Raw genomic sequence first — 23901 nt, 5'->3', positions numbered from 1 at the left:
CTGGTGTCCGGGTGTGGTGAAGGTTTTCACACATGCTTGTCCCGGTTCGGCGGGCCGGGCGCATACTTGCGATCGACCGGTACCCCTTCTCGAGGACTGGATCGTCGTCATGAGCGCACCGTTGCGCCCGCGTCCGGCCGCCCCACGTGGGCCCGCCGGTTCGTGGGATCGCGCCGACACCGGCGTCCGCGCCACCTCCCGCCCGCTCGTCGTCGGTGTCGTCGGCGCGGGCCGCGTCGGGGCGGTCCTGGGCGCGGCGCTCGCCGCCGCCGGGCACCACGTGGCCGCTGTCGCCGGTGACTCCGGGGCCAGCCGCGCCCGTCTCGCCCTGCTGCTGCCCGACGTGCCTCGCCTGCCGGTCACCGCGGTCGCCCACGCCGCCACCGACCTGCTGCTGATCGCGGTGCCGGACGACGCGCTCGCCGGGGTGGTCGCCGACCTCGCCGCGCGGGGTGCCCTGCGCCCGGGTCAGGTGATCGCGCACACCTCCGGCGCGCACGGTCTGGCCGTGTTGACGCCGGCCGCCGCGCTCGGTGTCCGGCCGCTGGCCCTGCACCCCGCCATGACCTTCACCGGTACGCCGGACGACCTGGCCCGCCTGGACGGCATCTCGTACGGGGTGACGGCCCCGGCGGAGCTGCGCGCGCTGGCCGCCCGGCTCGTCACCGACCTCGGCGGCGTGCCGGAGTGGGTGGCCGAGGCGGACCGCCCGCTGTACCACGCGGCGCTCGCCCACGGCGCTAACCACCTGGTCACCCTGGTGAACGAGGCGACCGACCGGCTGCGCGACGCCGGGGTGGCCCGCCCGGAGAAGGTGCTCGCCCCGCTGCTGCGCGCCGCCCTGGAGAACGCGTTGCGCCTCGGCGACGATGCGCTGACCGGTCCGGTGTCGCGGGGCGACGCGGGCACGGTCGAGCGGCACCTGGCCCGGCTGGCCGCCATCGCGCCGGAGTCGGTACCCGCCTATCTGGCGCTGGCCCGGCGTACGGCCGATCGGGCGATCGCCGCCGGCCGGCTGCGACCGGTGGACGCGCAGTCGCTGCTCGGCGTGCTCGCCGGAAGCGATCGGGAGGTGGCGGCATGACGCAGGTGGTGCACACCCGTGCCGAGCTGGACGAGGCGCGGGGTGCGTTGAAGGGCACCGTCGGCGTGGTGATGACCATGGGCGCCCTGCACGAGGGACACGAGACCCTGCTGCGCGCGGCCCGGGAACAGGCCGACCACGTCCTCGTGACGATCTTCGTGAACCCGTTGCAGTTCGGGCCGAACGAGGACTTCGACCGCTATCCGCGCACGCTCGACGCCGACCTGGAGGTGTGCCGGCGGGCCGGTGCCGACCTCGTCTTCGCTCCCTCGGTGACCGACATGTATCCGGACGGTCAGCCCCGGGTACGTCTCGACCCGGGTCCGCTCGGGGCGGAGCTGGAGGGCGCAAGCCGTCCCGGCTTCTTCCACGGCGTCCTCACCGTGGTCCTGAAGCTGCTCCAGCTCACCCGCCCCGACCTGGCGTTCTTCGGTGAGAAGGACTACCAGCAGCTCACTCTGGTGCGGCGGATGACCCGCGACCTGGACGTCCCGGTCGAGGTGATCGGCGTGCCGACCGTGCGGGAGCCGGACGGGTTGGCGCTGTCCAGCCGCAACCGCTACCTGAGCGAGTCCGAGCGCGCGGCGGCGCTGAGCCTGTCCGCCGCGCTGCGGGCGGGGGTCCAGGCCGCCGACGACGGCCTGGACGCGGGCGACGTGCTGTCCGCCGCGCACGCCGCGTTCGGCGGCGGTACGCCGGGGGCGCAGCTCGACTACCTGGTGCTCACCGATCCCGCGCTGGAGCCGGGGCCGGTGTCCGGGCCGGCCCGGCTGGTGATCGCCGCCTGGGTGGGCGCCACCCGGCTCATCGACAACGCGGCGATCCATCTCGCTCCTCGCCCCTGACCTCCGGCCTCACCCCACCACCACCTTTCCGAAAGGCCAGTCCGATGCTGCGGACCATGCTCAAGTCGAAGATCCACCGCGCCACGGTGACCCAGGCCGACCTGCACTACGTGGGTTCGGTGACGGTGGACGAGGACCTGCTCGACGCCGCCGACCTGATCCCCGGCGAGCAGGTCGCGATCGTGGACATCACCAACGGCGCCCGGTTGGAGACGTACGTCATTCCGGGTCGGCGGGGCAGCGGTGTGATCGGCATCAACGGTGCCGCAGCGCACCTCGTGCACCCGGGTGACCTGGTCATCCTCATCTCGTACGGGCAGATGGACGATGCGGAGGCCCGGTCGTACCGGCCACGGGTGGTGCACGTGGACGCCGACAACCGGGTGGTCGAGCTGGGCGTGGACCCCTCCACGGCGGCGCCGGGAACGGCCGGTGACCCGATGCCCAATCCACTCGCGGTGTCCGGAGTCTGATCTCGCGCGACGCGATTCCGGTCTGTTACCGGAAGGTCATTTCCGGTTACCCTGGGCACGCTGGCGGAAGCCGGTAGGTGGCTGGGGGAGGCCGCGATGCGTCGTGCCATGACGACCCTGTTCGCCACTGCCGCCACGGCAGTGTTGCTGGTGGGCTGTGCCGGGTCCGGCGGCCTCGACGGTGATCTGACCGATGACTGGGCGGCGCTGCCGGCGGCGACGGCCTTCACGCCGGCCGCCGGGGTGTGCCAGGCCGCCGACTTCATCGAGGTGGTCACGCTGGCCGCCTACCAGCCGATCGACTGTGCCGGCCCGCACCTGGTGGAGACCGTGCATGTGGGGGCGTTCCCGCCCGAGCGCCCCGCCGCGCCGGCCACCGGTTCGGTGGAGCTGCGCGGGGCGTTCGCCGAGTGCGACACCAGGGCCTCCGCGTACGTGGGCGACGACTGGCGGGCCGGCCGGCTGCGGCTGTCGGTGGCGCTGCCCTCCGGGCCGGGCTGGGCGGCCGGCTCCCGCTGGTACCGGTGCGACGTGACCGAACTGACAACTGTCGAGGCGGCGGCCACTGTGGTGGTCCGGTCGGGGAGCCTGCGGAACGCGTTGAAGGGGGCCTCCGGGCTGCGGTTGGGCTGCCAGCAGACCCGCGCCGGGGCGGGACGCGGTGTGCAGACGCTGGTCCCGGTGGAGTGCGGTGGTCGGCACGATGCCGAGTTCGTCGGGGTGTGGCGAGCGCCGGACAAGCCGTACCCGGCCAAGGACGCCGACTGGGCGCCGCTCTACACCGGCTGCCGCAGCGTCCTCGGCCGCTACGTGGGCGTGCCCGACGACTCCGACCTGCGGTTCCGCAGCGGTGTGGTGGTACGTCCGCCGGGTGCGGGGCGTTGGCGGGTCGGCGACCGTGGGGTTCGCTGCTACCTGTGGTTGAGCGACCGTACGGTCACGGCGTCGTTGAAGGGCGCGGGCTCGGCGGGTCTGCCGGTGCGGACGAAGTGAACAAGCTGCTCGTTCCCGGCCGGACGGGGTAGCCCAAACCACTCGTTGAGCCCCCGCCTCCCCCGGCGAGGCTCCTTCGGGTTGACTGGTGGGATGGACCTCCCGACGGTCGACCTGCCGGCCCTGCCCCGACTGCTGGCCGCGCCCGAGCCCGGCTGGGTGGAGACCACCGACGTGATCGTGGTGGGGTCCGGGGTGGCCGGACTGACCGCCGCGCTGCACCTGCGTGAGGCGGGCCTGCACGTCACGGTCGTCACCAAGGTCAACATCGATGACGGCTCGACCCGGTGGGCGCAGGGCGGCATCGCCGCGGTGCTCGACCCGGCGGACACCCCGGCGGCGCACGCTCGGGACACCGAGATCGCCGGCGTGGGGCTCTGCGACCCGGCGGCGGTACGGGTCCTCGTCGAGGAGGGGCCGACGCGGCTGCGGGAGCTGATGCGGATCGGCGCCGAGTTCGACCGCCACCCGGACGGCTCGCTGATGCTGACCCGCGAGGGCGGGCACCGGGCGGACCGGATCGTGCACGCCGGCGGTGACGCGACGGGTGCCGAGGTGCAGCGGGCCCTGCACGCGGCGGTGCAGCGCGACCCGTGGATCAGGCTGGTCGAGCACGCCCTCGTGCTGGACCTGCTGCGCGCGCCCGGCGACGGCCCGGACGGCCTCGGCCCGGCGTGCGGGATCACCCTGCACGTGCTCGGTGAGGGCAGCGAGGACGGCGTGGGCGCGCTGCTGGCCCGGGCGGTGGTGCTGGCCACCGGCGGGATGGGGCAGATCTTCGCGGCCACCACCAATCCGGCGGTCTCCACCGGCGACGGCGTGGCGTTGGCGCTGCGGGCCGGCGCGGCGGTGACCGACGTGGAGTTCGTGCAGTTCCACCCGACCGCGCTGATCACCCCGTCCCGTGCCGGGGTGCCCGGCGCCGGGCACGCGCAGCAGCCGCTGGTCTCCGAGGCGCTGCGCGGCGAGGGGGCGTACCTGGTGGACGCCGACGGCAAGCGGTTCATGGTGGGCCAGCACGAGCTGGCCGAGCTGGCCCCCCGGGACGTGGTGGCCAAGGGCATCCACCGGGTGCTGCTGGCCAGCGGCGCGGACCACGTCTTCCTCGACGCCCGGCACCTGGGCGGCGACTTCCTGGCCGCGCGTTTCCCGACCATCGTGGCGTCCTGCCTGGCGATCGGCGTGGACCCGGCGACCGACCTGATCCCGGTGGCGCCGGCCGCCCACTACGCCTCCGGCGGAGTCCGCACCGACCTGCGCGGCCGCACGTCGATCCCCGGTCTGTACGCCTGCGGCGAGGTGGCCTGCACGGGCGTGCACGGCGCGAACCGGCTGGCCAGCAACTCGCTGCTGGAAGGACTGGTGTTCTCCCGGCGCATCGCCGACGACATCGCGGCCGGCCTGCCCGAGCAGGCCCAACCGGCCGACGTCGGCGCCTGGCGGGGTGGCGCGGGCTGGGTCGTACCGGCCGAGGCGACGTCGACGTTGCAGCGGGCGATGACCCGTGGGGCCGGGGTGCTGCGCTCGGCGGCGACGCTGGCCGAGGCGGCCGGGACGCTGACCGAGGTGGGTGCCGCCCGGGGTCGACCCCGGACCGCCGACTGGGAGGCGACGAACCTGCTCACGGTGGCGGCGACGCTCGTCGGGGCGGCCTACGCGCGGGGCGAGACGCGGGGTTGCCACTGGCGGGAGGACTTCCCGACGGCGGACGAGCGGTGGCGGGGCCACCTCGTCGGTTCGGTCGGGACGCAGGGTCGGATGACGCAGCAGTGGGAGGGGAGCGACCAGTGAGCGCGAGGAGTGAGCCGGTTCTGCGAGCCCCGCAGTCGCGAACGGAGATGATGATGATGACGGAGTCGACGCGGGCGGCGCTGCGAGCGGCCGGACTGGACCCGGAGCAGGTACGCCGGGTGGTGGAGAACGCGCTGGTCGAGGATCTGGGGCCGGAGTTCCTGGATGTCACCAGCGTGGCGACCATCCCGGCCGAGCAGACCGACACCGCCGATCTGATCGCCCGGGCGGACGGCGTGGTGGCTGGGCTGGCGGTGGCTGCCGCGGTGTTCGAGCTGGTGGGCGAGGTGACGGACTTCGGTCGTACCGTCGAGATGTCGGTGTCGGTCCACGACGGCGAGCGGGTGGCCCGCGGCGACGTGCTGGCGACGGTGGCCGGCCCGACCCGGTTGCTGCTGACGGCCGAGCGGACGGCGCTCAACCTGCTCTGCCGGATGTCCGGGGTGGCCACCCACACCCGGGCCTGGGCGGACGCCCTGGCCGGCACGAAGGCGATGGTGCTGGACACCCGCAAGACGACGCCGGGCCTGCGGGCGCTGGAAAAGTACGCGGTCCGGGCCGGCGGCGGTACCAACAAGCGGATGGGCCTCTATGACGTGGCCATGATCAAGGACAACCACAAGCTGGCGGCCGGGGGCATCACTGCGGCGTACCGGCGGGTCCGGGAGTCGTTTCCGGAGGTGCCGGTGCAGGTCGAGGTGACCACCGTCGCCGAGGCCGTGGAGGCGGTGGAGGCCGGGGCGGACTTCCTGCTCTGCGACAACATGACCCCCCAGGTGCTGGCCGAGGCGGTCGCGGCGGTGGGCGACCGGGCGGAGCTGGAGGCGACCGGCGGCCTGACCCTGGAGGTGGCGGCCCGCTACGCGGCCACCGGCGTCGACTTCCTCTCGGTGGGCGCGTTGACGCACTCGTCGCCGATCCTGGACATCGCGCTGGACCTGCGCACCGATTAGTTGTCTAGGCTGCGAGCGTGCTGCTCTGCATCGACATCGGAAACACCAACACCGTGCTGGCGACCTTCGAGGGCGACAAGCTGGTGCACTCCTGGCGGATCAAGACCGACGCCCGTTCGACGGCGGACGAGCTGGGCCTGATGTTCCGGGGTCTGCTCGCCGGGGACAACGTCGAGATCACCGGTGTGGCGGCCTGCTCCACGGTGCCCGCCGCGCTGCGCTCGCTGCGGACCATGCTCGACCGCTACTACGCCGACCTGCCGAGTGTCATCGTCGAGCCCGGCGTGCGCACCGGGGTGCAGTTGGCGATCGACAACCCGAAGGAGGTGGGCGCCGACCGGGTGGTGAACACCCTGGCCGCGTACACGCTCTACGGTGGGCCGTCGATCGTCGTGGACTTCGGCACCACCACCAACTTCGACGTGATCAGCGGTCGCGGCGAGTTCCTCGGCGGCGCGTTCGCGCCGGGCATCGAGATCTCCTTCGACGCGCTCGCGGCCCGGGCCGCCCAGCTGCGCAAGGTCGAGGCCACCAAGCCCCGCTCGGTGATCGGCAAGAACACCGTGGAGTGCCTCCAGGCCGGCCTGTACTTCGGCTTCGCCGGGCAGGTGGACCGGATCGTCGAGCGGATGACCGAGGAGCTGGGCGAGGTGCGGGCGGTGATCGCCACCGGCGGCCTCGCCTCCCTGGTGATGAACGAATGCCGCAGCATCACCCACCACGAGCCGATGATCACCCTGATCGGCCTGCGGATGGTCTACGAGCGCAACATCTGACCGGGTCAGAGGCGTCGGGCGCGCAGGACCAACGTCCGGTACGGCAGCTCGACGGTTTCCCGGCCGGCCAGGGCGGGGTGGGTGTCCAGCAGGCCGGCCAGCTCGCGTTCGACCCGCCGCTGGTCGTCGGTCGAGGCGGTGAGCCAGTACGAACGGGTGCGGATCATGCCCAGCACCTCGCCCGGCGTGAGGACCGTGCGGTGGCCGAACTCGCGCGCCTCGACCGCCGTGAACCCGGGACCGAAGTCGGTGTTCTTCTGGACCAGATCGGCCGACTTGTCGTCGAGGTGGGCGATCCTGCCCAGCTCCGCCACCCATTCGACGCTGTCGTCGCGAATGTTCCAGATGGGGGCGAAGATGCCGCCGGGGCGCAGTACCCGGGCGATCTCGGCGTGCGCGGGCTCTCGGTCGAACCAGTGGTACGCCGTCCCGACCAGCACCGCGTCCGCCACGCCGTCGGGCAGTGGCACGGCCTCCGCGCTGCCCGCCAGCGCCGTCGTGCCCGGCGTCGAGACCGCGAGTTGCGTCCGCATCCCCTGATCAGGCTCGACGGGTACGACGTGGAAGCCCAGGGCCTGCACGGCGCGCGTCAGGATGCCGGTTCCCGCGCCCAGGTCGACAACCTGTCCGCCGTCGCCTGGCTCGGCCCGTCCGGCGTCGCTCAGGCCGTCGAGGGCCCAACGAATCGCCTCTTCGGGATAGGTGGGTCGGAACCGGTCGTAATCGCTCGCCGCAGCACCGAAGGACAGGGCGTGAGTGTGATCGACCATGACGGGCAGTATCCGCTAACGGCTCCCGGAACGCTTGAGTACGCTCGGGCCTGACCCCCTGTATCTCCCGTGACGAGGAAGCGTGCCGTGAGCGAGCAGAACGCCGTGCCAGTGGACCCCGCCGATGACCTTCCCGAGCAGATGAAGGTCCGCCGGGAGAAGCGGGACCGGATGCTCGCCGACGGCGTCGAGCCCTACCCGGTCGGGTTCCCCCGGACCACCACGCTGGCCGAGATCCGTACCCGCTACGCCGAGTTGCCCACCGACACCGCCACCGGCGACGAGGTCTCGGTCACCGGCCGGGTGATCTTCGTACGCAACACGGGGAAGCTCTGCTTCGCGACCCTGCGCGACGGCGACGGCACCGAGTTGCAGGCCATGCTGTCCCTCGACAAGGTCGGCGCGGAGCGGTTGGAGGCCTGGAAGCGCCTGGTCGACCTGGGTGACCACGTCGGCGTGACCGGCGAGGTGATCACGAGCCGCCGGGGCGAGCTGTCGGTGCTGGCGCAGCGGTGGGAGATGACCGCCAAGGCGCTGCGGCCGTTACCGGTGGCGCACAAGCCGCTCTCCGAGGAGGCGCGGGTCCGGCAGCGCTACGTGGACCTGGTCGTGCGTCCGCAGGCCCGGCAGATGGTCCGTACCCGCGCGGCGGCGGTACGCAGCCTGCGCGATGCACTGCACGGTCAGGGTTTCATCGAGGTGGAAACTCCGATGCTGCAACTGTTGCACGGTGGCGCGACGGCCCGACCGTTCGTGACCCACAGCAATGCGTTGAGCACCGATCTGTATCTGCGAATCGCTCCGGAACTGTTTTTGAAGCGTGCCGTCGTCGGTGGCGTGGACCGCGTCTTTGAGATCAACCGCAACTTCCGTAATGAGGGTGTCGACTCTTCGCACTCGCCCGAGTTCGCGATGCTGGAGACCTACCAGGCGTACGGGGACTACGACACGATCGGCGAGTTGACCCGCAATCTCGTGCAACAGGCGGCGATCGCGGTGAGCGGCTCGACGGTGGTGACCCACGCCGACGGGCGGGAGTTCGACCTGGGCGGGGAGTGGCGATCGGTGCCCCTGTTCGGGGTCCTTTCCGAGGCGCTCGGCGAGGAGGTCACGGTCCGTACCGAACGTTCCCGGCTGGTCGAGTACGCGGACAAGGTGGGATTGGCCGTGGACCCGAAGTGGGGCCCGGGCAAGCTGGCCGAGGAGCTGTTCGAGGAACTGGTCGTCCCCGGCCTGCAGGCGCCCACCTTCGTACGGGACTACCCGGAGGAGACCAGCCCGCTCACCCGGGCGCACCGCAGCGAGCCGGGGCTTGCCGAGAAGTGGGACCTCTACGTCCTCGGTTTCGAGCTGGGCACCGGGTACTCCGAGCTGGTCGACCCGGTGGTGCAGCGGGAACGGCTGGTCGCCCAGGCGCAGCTCGCCGCCCGTGGTGATGACGAGGCGATGCGTCTCGACGAGGACTTTCTCCGGGCCATGGAGTACGGAATGCCTCCGGCCGGGGGTATGGGAATGGGAATCGACCGCCTCTTGATGGCCCTCACCGGCCTCGGAATTCGGGAAACGATCCTCTTCCCGTTGGTCCGCCCGGAGTAGTCGACCGCCGACTCCCAGCGAGTCGTAACGGCATCCTATTGACGGGGCGAGCAGCACGCGGGCTATTGTGCTCTCATTAGCAGGAGCGCCCTGCTCGAAAGGAATGTGGGACGTGGCCAAGCAGATCATTCACAAGCTGGTCGATGACCTGGACGGCGGGGACGCGGACGAGACCGTCAAGTTCGCGCTCGACGGCGTTCAGTACGAGATCGACCTGTCCGGCGCCAACGCCGCGAAATTGCGCGACGTATTCGCGCCGTACGTCGGAGCCGGCACCAAGGTCGGTCGCGGTGGCGTGGTGATCGGTGGACGGGCTGCTCGTGGTCGCGGCGGCGCCACCGCCGACCGGGAGCAGAACAAGGCGATCCGGGACTGGGCCAAGAAGGCCGGCAAGGACATCTCGGACCGGGGTCGTATTCCGCAGGAGATCGTCGACGAGTTCCACGCCAAGCGCTGATCCGTTCAGCTGACCGGTGGCAGCCGCCACCGCCAGGCGACACCGACGCCGGGCCGGAGCACTCTCCGGGCCGGCGTCGCCGTATTCCCGACCCGTCGGGTCGGATCGGAGCCACGGGCGCGGGCGCGGGCGGGAATGGCGGGCGGCCCGACCGGCGTTGTCCACAGGCGGTGGAGTACCTATCCACAGCCTGTGGACGACCGGCTGGAGGCCTCCGCGTGGACCGTCGGATTTCGCTCTGCGCGTAGCGACAGGGCTACCGGAACACCTCCTGAGCGCGGACGGTTGTGCAAAACGACGTGGAACCGACCCCGACCAGAGAGACACGACCTCAGCTGAGTCGGTCAGCGACGATAGAGTAAGGAGGCACGGACGCCCGTCTTGGACGTTCGTGCACCGGCCCCGCCGAGATCTAGACCATCAAGGCGCACGGCACGTGAGGAGCACGAGGGCATGTTCGAGCGGTTCACCGACCGAGCGCGACGGGTTGTCGTCCTGGCCCAAGAAGAGGCCCGGATGCTCAACCACAACTACATCGGTACGGAGCACATCCTGCTGGGCCTCATCCACGAGGGTGAGGGCGTCGCCGCCAAGGCTCTGGAGAGCCTCGGCATCTCCCTGGAGGGCGTGCGCCAGCAGGTCGAGGAAATCATCGGCCAGGGTCAGCAGGCGCCGAGCGGGCACATCCCGTTCACGCCGCGGGCCAAGAAGGTGCTGGAGCTGTCGCTGCGCGAGGCGCTGCAGCTCGGCCACAACTACATCGGCACGGAGCACATCCTGCTCGGGCTGATCCGCGAGGGTGAGGGCGTCGCCGCCCAGGTGCTGGTCAAGCTCGGCGCCGACCTCAACCGGGTCCGCCAGCAGGTGATCCAGCTCCTCTCCGGTTACCAGGGCAAGGAGCCCGCCGCCGCAGGCGCCGCTCCGGGTGAGGCCGCGCCGTCGACCAGCCTCGTGCTGGACCAGTTCGGCCGCAACCTGACCCAGGCCGCCCGCGAGGGCAAGCTCGACCCGGTCATCGGGCGCGAGAAGGAAATCGAGCGGGTCATGCAGGTGCTGTCCCGCCGTACCAAGAACAACCCGGTCCTGATCGGTGAGCCCGGCGTCGGTAAGACCGCCGTGGTGGAGGGGCTTTCCCAGAAGATCATCAAGGGCGAGGTGCCCGAGACTCTGAAGGACAAGCAGCTCTACACGCTCGATCTGGGTGCGCTGGTCGCCGGATCCCGCTACCGCGGTGACTTCGAGGAGCGCCTCAAGAAGGTGCTCAAGGAGATCCGCACCCGCGGCGACATCATCCTGTTCATCGACGAGATCCACACCCTGGTGGGTGCGGGTGCCGCCGAGGGCGCGATCGACGCCGCGAGCATCCTCAAGCCGATGCTGGCCCGTGGCGAGCTGCAGACCATCGGTGCCACCACGCTCGACGAGTACCGCAAGCACCTGGAGAAGGACGCCGCTCTCGAGCGCCGCTTCCAGCCGATCCAGGTGGGTGAGCCGTCGCTGGCGCACACCATCGAGATCCTCAAGGGCCTGCGTGACCGTTACGAGGCGCACCACCGGGTCTCGATCACGGACGCCGCTCTCGTGGCCGCCGCGACCCTGGCCGACAGGTACATCTCCGACCGCTTCCTGCCGGACAAGGCGATCGACCTGATCGACGAGGCCGGTGCCCGGATGCGGATCCGTCGGATGACCGCGCCGCCAGACCTGCGTGACTTCGACGAGCGCATCGCCCAGGTGCGTCGCGACAAGGAGTCCGCGATCGACGCGCAGGACTTCGAGCGCGCCGCCCAGCTGCGCGACAAGGAGAAGCAGCTCCTCGGTCAGAAGGCGCAGCGGGAGAAGGAGTGGAAGGCCGGTGACCTGGACGTCGTCAGCGAGGTCGACGACGAGCAGATCGCCGAGGTGCTCGGCAACTGGACCGGCATCCCGGTCTACAAGCTGACCGAGGAGGAGACCTCGCGCCTGCTGCGCATGGAGGACGAGCTGCACAAGCGCGTCATCGGCCAGGAGGACGCGGTCAAGGCGGTCTCGAAGGCGATCCGGCGTACCCGGGCCGGCCTGAAGGACCCGAAGCGCCCCTCGGGCTCGTTCATCTTCGCCGGCCCGTCCGGTGTGGGTAAGACCGAGCTGTCCAAGGCGCTCGCCGAGTTCCTCTTCGGCAGCGAGGACGCCCTCATCCAGCTGGACATGTCCGAGTTCCACGACCGGTACACGGTGTCCCGTCTCGTGGGTGCCCCTCCCGGCTACGTCGGTTACGACGAGGGCGGGCAGCTCACCGAGAAGGTGCGTCGTCGTCCGTTCTCGGTGGTCCTCTTCGACGAGATCGAGAAGGCCCACCCGGACGTGTTCAACACGCTCCTGCAGATTCTGGAGGACGGTCGGCTCACCGACGGTCAGGGTCGGATCGTGGACTTCAAGAACACGGTCATCATCCTGACCACCAACCTGGGCACCCGTGACGTCGCCAAGGCGGTGTCGCTGGGCTTCCAGCAGTCGGAGGACTCCGAGTCCACCTACGACCGGATGAAGCAGAAGGTCAACGACGAGCTCAAGCAGCACTTCCGGCCTGAGTTCCTCAACCGGATCGACGACACCATCGTCTTCCACCAGCTGCGTCAGACCGAGATCCTCTCGATCGTGGACATCATGATCCAGCGGATCGAAGGCCAGCTGCGCAACAAGGACATGGGTCTGGAGCTGACCGACAACGCCAAGAAGTACCTGGCGGCGAAGGGCTTCGACCCGGTGCTCGGTGCCCGTCCGCTTCGTCGCACGATCCAGCGCGACATCGAGGACAACCTCTCCGAGCGGATCCTGTTCAACGAGCTGACCCCCGGTCAGATCGTGGTGGTGGACTGCGAGGGCGACCCGAACGACATCGAGAAGTCCAAGCTCGTCTTCCGGGGTGCCGAGAAGCCGGTCGAGGTTCCGGACGCCGTTCCGGCCGACCTCGGTGGCACGGCCGCCGGCACCGCGGCAGCGGCGACGGACGAGGTGGCATAACCAGCAGCACAGGGGGCGGGGCTCCGGCGGCGTAAGCCACCGGGGCCCCGCCTCTTTCTGCGCACCGCCCTCAACTCGACGCCGCGCTCAATGCCGCGCCCGAGGTGCCGCGCACAACGCCGCGCCCGAAGTGCCTCGCTCAGTGCCGCGGCGGGCGAGCCGTGCGCGCCCGGGTGCCGGGGTACGGGAGTCGCGACCACCGCTCATCGCCGGGGAGGTACGCCCGGCCGTCCGGCGTGCCGCCGAGGGCGGCCGGACCGCCCACAACACCACCTTTGCTCTGCTTCAGCGGAGGCAACACTCGTGGCGGCTGGGTGTTGCCTCCGCTGAAGCAGAGCAAAGGGCGCGCAGGAGGGTGGTGCACCGCGCCCGCCCCGAGGGTGACTGCCGGTGGAGGCTGAGTGCGGGGGCGAGTTGGTCAGGTGGTCAGGTGGTCAGGTTGGCGGTGGCGGTCGACGGGCCGTCGCCGGCGAGCCGGAACGAGTCGTCGCCGACCGGCTCCACAAGTCCGTCCTGCACGAGGCCGGCCAGCGCCCGTGCGCGCTGCACGGTGTCGGTCCAGACCTGGTCGAGGCGCTGGTGCGGGACCGGCCCGGTGGTCTCCCGGAGCACACCGAGCAGCAGTCCGCGTACCTGCCGGTCGGTGCCCGCGTACCGCTGGGGTCGGCGGGTCGGGCCGGTCGGCGGCTCCTGCCCGGAGGCCCGCCACGCGCAGACCGACTCGACCGGGCAGGCCGTGCACCGCGGTGAGCGGGCAGTGCAGACCACCGCCCCCAGTTCCATGAACGCGGCGCTGGCGAGCGCGGCAGCGGCGGGTTCCGGCGGCAGCAGCTCTTCGGTGGCGACCAGGTCGGCGGGACGGGTGACCGGTCCGGCGTCCGGCTCACCGGCCACGGCTCGACAGACCACCCGGCGTACGTTCGTGTCGACCACCGGATGCCGTTGCCCGAACGCGAACGCGGCCACCGCGCGGGCCGTGTACGTGCCCACGCCGGGCAGCGCCAGCAGCTGTTCCAGCCGGTCGGGTACCTGACCGCCGTGCCGGTCCACGATGGCTACCGCGCACTCCCGCAGACGGACCGCGCGGCGGGGATAGCCGAGGCGTCCCCACATGCGGATCGCCTCGGCCGGGGTGTCCGCCGCCAGCGCGGCGGGGTCGGGCCAGCGGGCCAGCCAGGCCTGCCAGGCCGGCACCACCCGGACCACCGGCGTCTGCTGGAGCATGACCTCGCTGACCAGGATGGCCCACGGGCTCACGCCGCGTTCCCGCCACGGCAGGTCACGGGCGTGCTGCTGGAACCATCGGCTGACCAGGGCGGCGAAATCGGGTTGAGTCATGGCGTCGTCGATGATGTCACGCGGTCCGGTCCCGCAGGTTGGGCGGCTCGGGCGGGGTGTCGCGGTGGCGGTGGGCGGGTCGGGCAGAATGCGCGGATGAACGAGCTCGCGATCACCGTCATCGGTCGAGACCGGCCTGGCATCGTGGCCGACGTCGCCGAGGTGCTGGCCCGGCTGGGCGCGAACCTCACCGACAGCACGATGACCCGACTGCGGGGGCACTTCGCGATGACCCTCATCTGCACGGGACCGGCTGCGGCCGAGGTGGAGGCGGCGTTGGTGCCGCTGGCGGCCGAGGGGCAGCTACTGGCGACCGTGCGCGCGGTCACGCCCGACGGTGCGGTGGCACCGGCCGGCGAGCCGTACGTGCTGGCGGTGCACGGGTCGGATCGGATGGGCATCGTGGCGGCGATGACCCGTGTGCTCGTGGACGCCGGCGGGAACGTCACCGACCTGAGCACCCGGTTGGCGGGTTCGCTCTATGTGGTGTTGGCCGAGGTCGAGTTGCCGGCGGGGGTCGTCGAGGCGTTGACCGAACGGCTGCACCGGACGGCCGCCGAGGTGGGGGTCGAGGTCACCCTCCGGCCGGCAGACCCGGATCTGCTGTGAGCGACGAGCAGCGCGGGTCGTACGCCGGTCTGGGGGGTTGGACGCCGGAGGCGCTGGCTGTGGCTGGCGAGGTGCGGGCCGTCGTGTCGGCCCCGCACCCGGTGTTGAGCCGGGCCGGAGGCGATGTCGACCCGACCGCCGAGGAGACCGTCCGGTTGGCCGCCGACCTGGTCGCCACGATGCGGGTCTCGCCGGGCTGCGTGGGTCTGGCGGCACCGCAGGTCGGTGTCGGCGCCCGGGTCTTCGCCGTCGACGTGACAGGCCACCCGAAGGCGGTCACCGTGCACGGCACCTTCGTGCTCTGCAACGCCCGGGTGGTGGAGGCGACCCGATGGAAGCCGGGTCGGGAGGGGTGCATGTCCGTGCCGGACCTGACCGGGGACGTCAAGCGGGCCAGTCGACTGGTGGTGGAGGGTGACCTGCCGGGCACGGGCGCGCCCGTCCGGTTGGTGACGGACGGCTTCGAGGCGCGGGCGTTGCAGCACGAGATCGACCACTGCGAGGGGTTGCTCTTCCTGGATCGGGTGGCCGGCGCGCACGCTGTCTACCAGCGCAAGGTCTACCTCTGACCAGGTGGTCGGGCGCTGGCCTGTCCGTCCTCAATGGAGCTTCGTTGCGCCGCCCGGGTGGCGCTCCGGCGCGTCGTGACCCGTGCGTGGGTGCGGCGCGACTACGGTGGGGGGCATCATGCGTCTGACGGTCGGCCCCCTGCCACCCGCCGTGTACTGGCGGCGTCGCGCCGTCGTACTCGGAGCGGGGCTTCTCTTCCTGATTGTCCTGCTCTACTCCTGCACCGGCTCGGGTCGCTCCGGCGGGCACACGGGGGCGGGGGCGACGTCGACTCCGACGTCGAGCCCGGGGCCGAGTGGTTCGTTGCTGACCCCGCAGACCGGGGCGCCGCCGGCATCCGGCTCCGCGGCGCCGAATGCCACGGACCGGTCCGCCGATCCGAATGCCGCGAATGGCACGACTCCGAGCCCCGAGGTCACCAGCAACGACCCGCCGCCGGGCTCGGCCGCCGGATCGGTCGACGACGGCACCTGCACCGACGCGGAGATCAGCGTGACGTCGGTGGCGCGACCTACTTCGGTCCAGCGTGGCGCGTTGGTGGACCTCCAACTGAAGATCAAGAACACCTCGGACCGTACGTGCAGCCGCGACGTCGGCGCCGACGTCCAGGAGATCTTCATCAAGGCCGGCGCCGAGAAGGTGTGGTCCTCCGACACCTGCGGCAAGGCCAAGGGCTCGGACGTGCAGTCGTTCACGCCCAATTTCGAGCGCTCCTACCAGGTGGGCTGGAACGGGCGGGACGCCACGCGCTGCGATGACGCGGGGCTGGCCGCCGGCCCGTTCCCGCCGGCCGGCACGTACCAGGTGTTCGCGCGGGTCGGCACCAAGTACAGCGCACCCGTGAAGATCACCGTCACCGGCTGAGCCGGATCAGACGTACCGCTCCAGGATGGAAGCCTCCGCGAGCCGGGACAGGCCCTCGCGGACGCCCCGGGCACGGGCGTCGCCCACGCCCTCGACAGCCTGAAGGTCCTCGACGGTCGCACCCAGCAGCCGCTGGAGGCTGCCGAAGTGCAGCACGAGGCGATCGACAACGGCCACCGGCAGGCGCGGCACCTTGGCCAGCAGCCGGAAGCCACGCGGGCTGACGGCGGCGTCCAGCGCGTCGGACGCGGCCGGGTAGCCGATCGCCTTGGCCACCGACACCAGGTCGATCAACTCGGTGGCACCGAGCAGGTCAAGCTCGACCAGCGCCTCGTCCAGGGTGCGGGACTTGCGGCCGACGGGCAGGTAGTCCCGGATGACGAGCGTGCGGTCGGCGTCGACGCCGGCCATCAGCTCGTCGAGTTGGAGGGCGAGCAGTCGACCGTCGGTGCCCAGCTCGACGACGTAGCCGGCGATCTCGTCGGCGATCCGGCGGACCATCTCCAGCCGCTGCACCACGGCCACCGCGTCCCGCACGGTGACCAGGTCTTCGATCTCGAGCGCGGAGAGCGTGCCGGAGACCTCGTCCAGCCGGAGCTTGTAACGCTCGAGGGTGGCCAGCGCCTGGTTGGCCCGGGAGAGGATCGCCGCCGAGTCGTCGAGGACGTGCCGCTGGCCGTTGACGTAGAGGCTGATGATCCGCATCGACTGGCTGACCGAGATCACCGGGTAGCCGGTCTGCCGGGCGACCCGCTCGGCGGTGCGGTGCCGGGTGCCCGACTCCTCAGTCGGAATGGACGGGTCGGGCATCAGGTGGACGGCGGCCCGGACGATGCGGGTGCCGTCGCTGGACAGCACCACGGCGCCGTCCATCTTGCACAGCTCCCGGACCCGGGTCGCGGAGAACTCGACGTCCAGCGGGAAGCCGCCGGTGCAGAGACCCTCGACGACCTTGTCGTAACCGAGCACGATGAGCGCGCCGGTGCGACCCCGCAGGATGCGCTCCAATCCGTCGCGCAGCGCGGTGCCGGGCGCCATCAGGGCGAGATTCGCCCGCAGCGGATCGCCGGCGCCCCCGGCAGCGGCGGTCACGCTCACGCTGATCGGGCGGGCCGGCGAGCCCACGGCGCCGGTGCGGGCCTGGGGCGGCGCTCCGGCAGGCTTGGTGGTATCGCGGTCGATCGGCACGGGCACAGTCTACGGACTGCCGTGCGGTGGGTGCTGTCGTGGTTACTGTGATGTGTCACGATGCCGCCCTTCGAACCGTTCCCACTTGCGCCGATGCTGTCCGGTATCGCCGTTGGCGTCGGCACGCTGAGTCACTCGGCGGACGCGCGGGCCGCGTGTTGCAGGGCCGAACGGACATCAGTGACCTCGGTCACCCGCATCTGCTCGGGACCGGCGCCGGTGCTGGTCGGGCCGCAGCCGGGCGGAACAAGCGCCACCTTGAAGCCCAGGCGGGCGGCCTCGGCCAGTCGGCGCGGCACCGCACCGACCCGGCGGACCTCGCCGGTCAGCCCCACCTCGCCGATGGCCACGAGGTGTGGCGCGATCGCGAGGTTGAGCCCACCGGAGGCGACCGCCAGCGCGACGGCCAGATCGGCGGCCGGCTCCACCACCCGGATGCCGCCCACGGTGGCTGCGAACACCTCCCGGTCGTGCAGGGTCAACCGCTCGGTCCGCCGTTGCAGGACCGCGAGCACCATGGCCAGGCGGGCCGAGTCGAGGCCCGAGACCGTACGGCGGGGAGAGCCGGCGACCGTCGCGCCGATCAGGGCCTGCACCTCGGTGACCAGGGCCCGTCGTCCCTCCATCGCCACGGTCACACAGGTGCCGGGCACCGGTTCCGAGTAGCGGGTGAGGAACAGCCCGGACGGGTCGGCAAGGCTGCTGATGCCGCCCTCGTGCATCTCGAAGCAGCCGACCTCGTCGGCCGCCCCGAACCGGTTCTTGACGCCGCGCACGAGGCGTAGCGAGGAGTGCTTGTCGCCCTCGAAGTGCAGCACCACGTCGACCAGGTGCTCCAGCACGCGCGGCCCGGCCACCTGACCGTCCTTGGTGACGTGCCCGACAAGCACTGTCGCGATGCCCCGCTCCTTGGCGACCGAGACCAGTGCGGCGGTGACCGCACGCACCTGGGTCACGCCGCCCGGCACGCCCTCGGTGCCGGTGGTCGAAATGGTCTGCACCGAGTCGAGCACCAGCAGGCCCGGCTTGACGGCGTCGAGGTGCCCGAGCACCGACGCCAGGTCGCTCTCGGCCGCCAGGTAGAGCTGGTCGTGCAGGGTGCCCATCCGCTCGGCGCGCAGCCGGACCTGACTGACCGACTCCTCGCCGCTGACCACCAGGGAAGGGCTGCCGGCATTCACCGCCCACTGCTGCGCCACGTCCAGCAGGAGGGTCGACTTGCCCACGCCGGGCTCGCCGGCGAGCAGCACCACCGCGCCGGGCACCAGGCCACCGCCGAGCACCCGGTCCAGCTCGCTCACCCCGGTCGGCCGGGCGCGGGCCGGAGCCGCGCTGATGGTGGCGATCGGACGCGCCGGCTCGCTCGGCAGTCGTGAGCTGACCACCCGACCGGAGACGGTCGGCCCGGTCACCGTCGACTCCACCACCGAGCCCCACTCGCCGCACTCCGGGCAGCGACCCACCCACTTTGGCGGTTGGTGCCCGCAGGCGTCGCACTCGTACGCCGGGCGCGGTTCGCGGGTCGCGGACCGGGCACGGGGGGCACCGGCCGCACCGCCACGGCCAGAGGTCGATCGGGAGGTGGTCACATCAGGACGCTAGCCCTCTCGTACGACGAAAACACCCCGGCGTGGTGGTTCCCACGCCGGGGTGTCCGGTACTCAAGATCGGGGTCACTCGTGGGTGGTGCCGCCCTCGTTGCCCTCGTAGCCGCCCTCGCGCTCGATGATCGGCGAGACGCGGGCCGCCGGGGTGAGCGGCACCGCGATCGGCGCGGGACCGGAGACGGTGTTGCCGTTACCGAAGTCGAAGGTCACGACGACGCTCTGACCGGAGCGCAGCGCCTCGGTCAGGCCGACCAGCCGCAGCTGCGAGGTGGCCTCCGAGTTGAGCTGGAGGTAGCTCAGCGGGGCCAGCTCGATGCGGGCCGGCTGACCCGGCGCGGCCGGGCTGGCCGAACCCGACGCCCGCGCCGACTCCGGAGCGGACGGGGTCGCCGACGACGAACCGGTCTCGGAGGGGGTGGCCGACGGGCTGGCCGAACCCGACGGGCTGGCCGAACCCGACGGGCTGGCAGAGGCCGACTCGGAGGCCGACTCCGAGGCGGACGGCGTCGCGCTCGCCGAACCACCCGAGATCAGCACCTCGCGGGCGCTCTGGGTGGTGACGGTGACCGTCACGGTGCTCTTGGAGTCGTTGTAGATCACCGCGTTGAGCGGGGCGTCCTGCCCGGCCCGGTAACCCTCGGTGCCGGGGTAGGTCACCAGCAGACCGCGCACCGAGTACGCGCCGTTGGGGGTCGTGAGGTTGACGCCCTGGACCGACGGCTCCTTCTCGGCGGTCTCGGCGACCTGACCGGCGCCGCAGCCGGACGCCAGCAGGCTGGTGGCCGCCGCGATCCCGGACAGCACCAGGGCCGCCCGCCGAGATCGGTTGATCGAGCGCGTCACGTCGGTCCTCCTCGTTACGATCCCCACCCGGGCGCACGCCGGGCGAGGCGGCCATACCCGCGCAGACCGCGCTCCAGGGTAGTTGGAGCTGATCGAGGCCCGCACGGGGACCCGGTATTGCCACCCCTCCCGGGTGCCCTCACACGACTCGACCGCTCGCCACCAGCAGCACGACGTCGATGAGAGCCACCAGCATCACCGCCCGGAAGGCAGCCACCGGCCGCCGGCCCGCCCGGGCCGCCGAGCGTTCGGCGTACCAGCTCAGCGGTGGCACGACCGCGGCCGTGGCGACCGCCGCGAGCCCGAGGGCCGACGGCCGTCCGGGCGGCCCCAGGACCAGGACGGCGGTCGCGGCGAGGAGCAGCCCCGCCGCGGCCGTCCGGCTGCCCGCCGCGCCGAGGCGGTGCGGCAGGCCGCGCACGCCGGTCCGGGCATCGTCGGCGAGGTCGGGCAGCACGTTGGCGAAGTGCGCGCCGGCGCCGAGGCAGGCCGCCGCCGTCAGGAGCCAGACCGGCGGGGTCGGCTCACCGGGAAGCGCCAGCACCACGAAGCCCGGCAGCGCGCCGAAGGACACGGCATACGGCAGGACCGACAGCGCGGTGGCCTTGAGCGGCCAGTCGTAGAGCAGCGCGGAGACCAGGGCGACCGTGAGCCAGAGCGCCGCCGTGGGGTTCGTGGTCAGCGCCAGCAGCGGGCACGCCAGCGCGGCGACCGCGGCTGCCCAGGCCGTGCCGCGCCGGCCCACCGCGCCAGCGGCGACCGGCTTGTCGGTACGCCCCACAGTGGCGTCCCGCTCGGCGTCCAACGCGTCGTTGGTCCAGCCGACGGCGAGCTGGCTGGCGAGTACGGCCAGCACCACCGAGACGATTCCCACCGGCCGGTGCCCCACTCCCCAGGCCAGCAGACCGGACACTGTGGTCACCGCGGCGGCCGGTTCCGGATGGCTCGCTCTGACCAGCCCTAACACCCTCGACGACATAAGGGAAGTCTGGTCGTTACCGAGCAGTCGTGCCACGCTCGGAGCCATGCGAGACGTGGCGTCCACCGCTGAGCGGGTGCTGCCGCGCAACGACCCGCGCCAGTACGACGATCTGGCCGGCGAGTGGTGGCGACCAGATGGCGCGTTCGCGATGCTGCACTGGCTGGCCGAGGCCCGCGCGGCGCTCGTGCCGCCGGCGACGCGTCCGGACGCGGTCCTCGTCGATCTGGGCTGCGGGGCCGGACTGCTCGCGCCGCACCTCGCCGGCAAGGGTTACCGGCACGTCGGGGTGGACCTGACCCGTTCGGCGCTCGTCCAGGCTGCCGAGCACGGCGTACGCGTGGTCCAGGGCGACGTCACGGCGGTGCCGCTGCCCGACGGGTGCGCCGACGTGGTCTCCGCCGGTGAGCTGCTGGAGCATGTGCCGGACTGGCCGCGCGCGGTGGCCGAGGCGTGCCGCCTGCTGCGCCCGGGTGGGCTGCTGGTGCTGGACACGCTGAACGACACGGCGCTGGCCCGGCTGGTCGCGGTGCGGATCGCCGAACGGCTGCCCACGGTGCCCCGCGGCATCCACGATCCACGGTTGTTCGTGGACGCGCGGGCACTGGTGACCGAGTGCGCCCGACACGGTGTCGAGCTGCGCCTGCGCGGGATTCGACCGCAGGTCGGGGGGATGCTCGCCTGGTTGGTGCGGCGCGCCCGCGCCGCGCGGACGCCGGGTGCGCCGTCGACGGGTCGTGCGCCACGCATCGTGCCGACCCGGTCCACCGCCGTGCTGTACCAGGGCCAGGGGGTCCGCAGAGGATAGTCCGCTCGTGGCGGGGTATGGGACGCCGAGGAAGGAGCGATATGACGGTGCACGCGCTTGAGGCGGCCCGCCGTTTGACGCCGCGGTTCGCCGCGAGGGCGGCGGAGCACGACCGGAACGGCTCCTTTCCGATCGAGGACTTCCGTGACCTGCGGGAGGCCGGCCTCTTCGGGTTGATGGTCCCCCGCGCGCTGGGCGGCCAGGGCGCGAGCTTCGCGGAGTACACCGCGGTGGCGACCGAGCTGGCCCGGGGCAACGGCGCGACGGCGCTGGTGTTCAACATGCATGCCTCGGTCACCGGCGCGCTGGGCGCGGTCACCGAGGAGCTGGCCGAGGCCCTCGGTGTGCCGGACGAGGCGTTGGTCGCCCGGGACCGGCTGCTCACCGCGGCGGCCCAGGGCGCCTGGTACGGCGTGGCGATGAGCGAGCGTGGCACCGGTGCCCGGCTCTCGCAGCTGAGCACGGTCTACGAGCAGACCGACGGCGGCTGGCACCTCAAGGGCAGCAAGACCTTCTGCTCCGGTGCCGGCCACGCCGACGGCTACCTGGTGGCCGCGCGCAGCTCCACCGACCAGTCCGTGGTGTCGCAGTTCCTGGTGCCGGCCGGCGACGGTCTGACCGTCGAGCCGACCTGGGACGCCCTCGGCATGCGCGCCACCTCGTCGCACGACCTGCACCTGGACGTCACCGTGCCGGGCGACCGGCTGCTCGGCGGGGTCGAGGGGTTGGCGCTCGTGGTCGCCCAGCTGATGCCGCACTGGTTGGTGGCCAGCTACGCGGCGGTCTACGTGGGTGTGGCCCGCGCGGCTATCGACGCGGCGGCCGAGCACCTCAACGCCCGCAACCTGGCCGGTCTCCCGGCGGTGCGCTCGCGGCTGGGCCGGGCGGACGCGGCGACGGCGGCGGCGGAGCTGGCGGTGGCCGAGGCTGCCCGTCGGGTGGATGACGCGCCGGGTGAGGCGGAGACCAACCGCTGGGTGTGGCGGGCGAAGCTGCTGGCCGGGACGACGGCCGCCGAGGTGGCGGCGTCGATGCTGGAGGCGGCGGGTACGTCGGCGACCCGGCGTGGTCATCCGTTGGAGCGGCTCTACCGGGATGCCCGGTGCGGCTCTCTGCACCCGGCCACCTCGGACGTCTGCGCCGACTGGCTGGGCATCGCCGCGCTGGGCGGCGACCCGGACCGCGACGGATCGGCACCTCGTTGGTGAGCCGGTGTCGCGGGACACGCACGGGAAAGGAGCCGGCCGCGGTGGCCGGTGGGAAGGCCAGGGGGAGGACAGCGTCTGACGAGAGGTGGGGATCGTGTCCGTACCAGTGATCGCGGGGCTCGGGACAGCGCAGCCGCCGTCCGCTTCCCAGGACGAGTTGTGGGAGGGTTTCTTCGCCAAGCACTTCTCCGGCAACACCCGGGCGTTGGCCGAGCGGATCTTCGCGAATTCGGGGGTGACCCGACGTCAGGCCGCGGTCAATCCGTTGATCGAGGACGTCTCGGACTGGCCGACCGAGCGCCGGATGCGTCGCTACCAGGTGGAGGCGCTGCCGCTGGGCAAGGAGGCGGTGGGACGCGCGTTGACCGCCGCCGGCCTGGACGCCGGCGACATCGGGATGTTCATCGTCTGCTCCTGCACCGGGTACGCCACTCCCGGGCTGGACATCCTGCTCGCCCGCGACCTGGGCATGGCAGCGGACACCCAGCGCATGTTCGTCGGCCACATGGGCTGCTACGCGGCGCTTCCCGGGCTGGGCGCGGCGAGTGACTTCGTCACCGCCCGGGGCCGGCCCGCGTTGCTGCTCTGTGCGGAGTTGACAAGTCTGCACATCCAGCCGTCCACGGCCCGGGTGGACACCCAGCAGATCATCTCGCACGCGCTCTTCTCGGACGCCGCCGTCGCCGCCGTGGTGGTGCCCGGCGGCCGGGGGTACGCGTTGCGTGAGGTCGCGTCGGTCACCGACACCTCGACAGCGGACCACATGACCTGGGACGTCACCGACGCGGGATTCCGGATGGGGCTGTCGTCGAAGGTCCCGCAGGTCCTCTCCCGGCACGTTCGCGGTCTGGTCGACGACCTGCTGGCCCGGCACGGTGGCACCAGCTCCGACGTGGACGGATGGGCAGTGCACCCGGGCGGGCCGCGGATCCTCAACGTGGTCGAGCGGGAGCTGGCCCTGCCGCCGCAGGCGTTGGACGCGTCCCGGGCGACCCTCGACGAGCACGGCAACTGCTCTTCGCCGACGGTCCTGTTGATTCTGGACCGGTTGAGTCGTTCGACTCCGCCGCCCCGACGGGTCGTCATGCTGGCGTTCGGCCCGGGCCTCACCCTGTACGCCGTCCTGCTCGATCGACAGGAGTGAGC

Annotated in this window: 22 protein-coding genes; 16 read left to right on the top strand and 6 right to left on the bottom strand. The window is 72.0% G+C overall.

All coding sequences use genetic code 11. The annotated features are described in order from the left end of the window. Positions 1–109 precede the first annotated feature (109 nt). The 7 genes from ABZU91_RS13055 to ABZU91_RS13025 all read left to right on the top strand — a co-directional run bounded on the left by ABZU91_RS13055 (position 110) and on the right by ABZU91_RS13025 (position 6915). Positions 110–1084, top strand: coding sequence for a Rossmann-like and DUF2520 domain-containing protein (locus ABZU91_RS13055; protein WP_355238492.1), 975 nt, complete (start codon positions 110–112; stop codon positions 1082–1084). After that, positions 1081–1929: a pantoate--beta-alanine ligase gene (gene panC / locus ABZU91_RS13050; protein ID WP_355238489.1), complete on the top strand. Its 849-nt coding sequence runs from the start codon at positions 1081–1083 to the stop codon at positions 1927–1929. The genes ABZU91_RS13055 and panC overlap by 4 nt, the downstream gene beginning before the upstream one ends. Positions 1930–1973: 44 nt before the next feature. Beyond that, positions 1974–2402 carry an aspartate 1-decarboxylase gene (panD, locus tag ABZU91_RS13045; RefSeq protein ID WP_355238486.1) on the top strand — a complete coding sequence of 143 codons (429 nt, stop codon included), beginning with the start codon at positions 1974–1976 and terminating at the stop codon, positions 2400–2402. A 96-nt stretch (positions 2403–2498) separates the two neighbouring features. Continuing rightward, positions 2499–3395 carry a septum formation family protein gene (locus ABZU91_RS13040; protein WP_355238483.1) on the top strand — a complete coding sequence of 299 codons (897 nt, stop codon included), beginning with the start codon at positions 2499–2501 and terminating at the stop codon, positions 3393–3395. Between the two features lie 93 nt (positions 3396–3488). Beyond that, entirely contained in the window at positions 3489–5186 is a 1698-nt protein-coding gene (locus tag ABZU91_RS13035; protein WP_355238480.1) for an L-aspartate oxidase, read from the top strand. 56 nt (positions 5187–5242) lie between these two features. After that, the gene (gene nadC / locus ABZU91_RS13030) at positions 5243–6139 is read left to right on the top strand and encodes a carboxylating nicotinate-nucleotide diphosphorylase (RefSeq protein WP_355238477.1); all 897 of its coding nucleotides are present in this window, start codon (positions 5243–5245) and stop codon (positions 6137–6139) included. Between the two features lie 17 nt (positions 6140–6156). Next, positions 6157–6915 (top strand): type III pantothenate kinase, encoded by a 759-nt coding sequence (locus ABZU91_RS13025; RefSeq protein ID WP_355238474.1) that lies wholly within the window; start codon positions 6157–6159, stop codon positions 6913–6915. Between the two features lie 5 nt (positions 6916–6920). Here the strand turns inward: ABZU91_RS13025 and ABZU91_RS13020 are convergent, their stop codons facing one another. After that, on the bottom strand, positions 6921–7685 hold the full coding sequence (locus tag ABZU91_RS13020; RefSeq protein WP_355238471.1) for a class I SAM-dependent methyltransferase: 765 nt from the start codon (positions 7683–7685) through the stop codon (positions 6921–6923). 87 nt (positions 7686–7772) lie between these two features. On the opposite strand from ABZU91_RS13020, the gene lysS reads away from it, so the two are divergent. The 3 genes from lysS (at position 7773) to ABZU91_RS13005 (ending at position 12741) form a co-directional block, all read left to right on the top strand. After that, positions 7773–9281 (top strand): lysine--tRNA ligase, encoded by a 1509-nt coding sequence (gene lysS, locus ABZU91_RS13015; RefSeq protein ID WP_355238468.1) that lies wholly within the window; start codon positions 7773–7775, stop codon positions 9279–9281. Positions 9282–9393: 112 nt separating this feature from the next. Beyond that, positions 9394–9738 (top strand): Lsr2 family protein, encoded by a 345-nt coding sequence (locus ABZU91_RS13010; protein WP_355051005.1) that lies wholly within the window; start codon positions 9394–9396, stop codon positions 9736–9738. A gap of 453 nt (positions 9739–10191) precedes the next feature. Then, positions 10192–12741: an ATP-dependent Clp protease ATP-binding subunit gene (locus ABZU91_RS13005; RefSeq protein WP_355238464.1), complete on the top strand. Its 2550-nt coding sequence runs from the start codon at positions 10192–10194 to the stop codon at positions 12739–12741. Between the two features lie 426 nt (positions 12742–13167). On the opposite strand, the gene ABZU91_RS13000 is transcribed toward ABZU91_RS13005, so the two are convergent. Further along, positions 13168–14079, bottom strand: coding sequence for an A/G-specific adenine glycosylase (locus ABZU91_RS13000; protein WP_355238461.1), 912 nt, complete (start codon positions 14077–14079; stop codon positions 13168–13170). Positions 14080–14175: 96 nt separating this feature from the next. Here ABZU91_RS13000 and ABZU91_RS12995 point away from each other — a divergent pair, with 96 nt between their 5' ends. The 3 genes from ABZU91_RS12995 to ABZU91_RS12985 all read left to right on the top strand — a co-directional run bounded on the left by ABZU91_RS12995 (position 14176) and on the right by ABZU91_RS12985 (position 16122). Then, positions 14176–14688: an ACT domain-containing protein gene (locus ABZU91_RS12995; RefSeq protein WP_355238458.1), complete on the top strand. Its 513-nt coding sequence runs from the start codon at positions 14176–14178 to the stop codon at positions 14686–14688. Then, the gene (locus ABZU91_RS12990; protein WP_355238455.1) at positions 14685–15257 is read left to right on the top strand and encodes a peptide deformylase; all 573 of its coding nucleotides are present in this window, start codon (positions 14685–14687) and stop codon (positions 15255–15257) included. Before ABZU91_RS12995 ends, ABZU91_RS12990 begins: the two co-directional genes overlap by 4 nt. Before the next feature lie 118 nt (positions 15258–15375). Next, positions 15376–16122 (top strand): hypothetical protein, encoded by a 747-nt coding sequence (locus ABZU91_RS12985; protein WP_355238452.1) that lies wholly within the window; start codon positions 15376–15378, stop codon positions 16120–16122. A 6-nt stretch (positions 16123–16128) separates the two neighbouring features. Here the strand turns inward: ABZU91_RS12985 and disA are convergent, their stop codons facing one another. The 4 genes from disA to ABZU91_RS12965 form a co-directional block, all read right to left on the bottom strand. Next, positions 16129–17310 carry a DNA integrity scanning diadenylate cyclase DisA gene (gene disA / locus ABZU91_RS12980; protein WP_355238449.1) on the bottom strand — a complete coding sequence of 394 codons (1182 nt, stop codon included), beginning with the start codon at positions 17308–17310 and terminating at the stop codon, positions 16129–16131. A 131-nt stretch (positions 17311–17441) separates the two neighbouring features. Beyond that, positions 17442–18899 (bottom strand): DNA repair protein RadA, encoded by a 1458-nt coding sequence (gene radA / locus ABZU91_RS12975; RefSeq protein WP_355238446.1) that lies wholly within the window; start codon positions 18897–18899, stop codon positions 17442–17444. An 84-nt stretch (positions 18900–18983) separates the two neighbouring features. Then, complete coding sequence (locus tag ABZU91_RS12970) at positions 18984–19760, bottom strand: hypothetical protein (RefSeq protein WP_355238443.1); 777 nt, start codon at positions 19758–19760, stop codon at positions 18984–18986. Between the two features lie 139 nt (positions 19761–19899). Further along, entirely contained in the window at positions 19900–20787 is an 888-nt protein-coding gene (locus tag ABZU91_RS12965) for a UbiA family prenyltransferase (protein ID WP_355238440.1), read from the bottom strand. Between ABZU91_RS12965 and ABZU91_RS12960 the strand changes: the two genes are divergently transcribed. From ABZU91_RS12960 to ABZU91_RS12950, 3 genes are all read left to right on the top strand, one after another. Continuing rightward, complete coding sequence (locus tag ABZU91_RS12960) at positions 20786–21547, top strand: methyltransferase domain-containing protein (RefSeq protein ID WP_355238435.1); 762 nt, start codon at positions 20786–20788, stop codon at positions 21545–21547. The two genes, ABZU91_RS12965 and ABZU91_RS12960, sit on opposite strands and share 2 nt — an antisense overlap. A gap of 41 nt (positions 21548–21588) precedes the next feature. Next, positions 21589–22755, top strand: coding sequence for an acyl-CoA dehydrogenase family protein (locus tag ABZU91_RS12955; protein ID WP_355238432.1), 1167 nt, complete (start codon positions 21589–21591; stop codon positions 22753–22755). Positions 22756–22840: 85 nt separating this feature from the next. Beyond that, positions 22841–23899, top strand: coding sequence for a type III polyketide synthase (locus tag ABZU91_RS12950; RefSeq protein ID WP_355238429.1), 1059 nt, complete (start codon positions 22841–22843; stop codon positions 23897–23899). Positions 23900–23901 lie beyond the last annotated feature (2 nt).

Source organism: Micromonospora sp. NPDC005174 (genome assembly GCF_040608495.1).
In the GTDB taxonomy this organism is placed as follows: Bacteria; Actinomycetota; Actinomycetes; order Mycobacteriales; family Micromonosporaceae; genus Micromonospora.
Note: the sequence above shows the minus strand (reverse complement) of the source record. Positions and strands in the feature narration are given on the sequence as shown.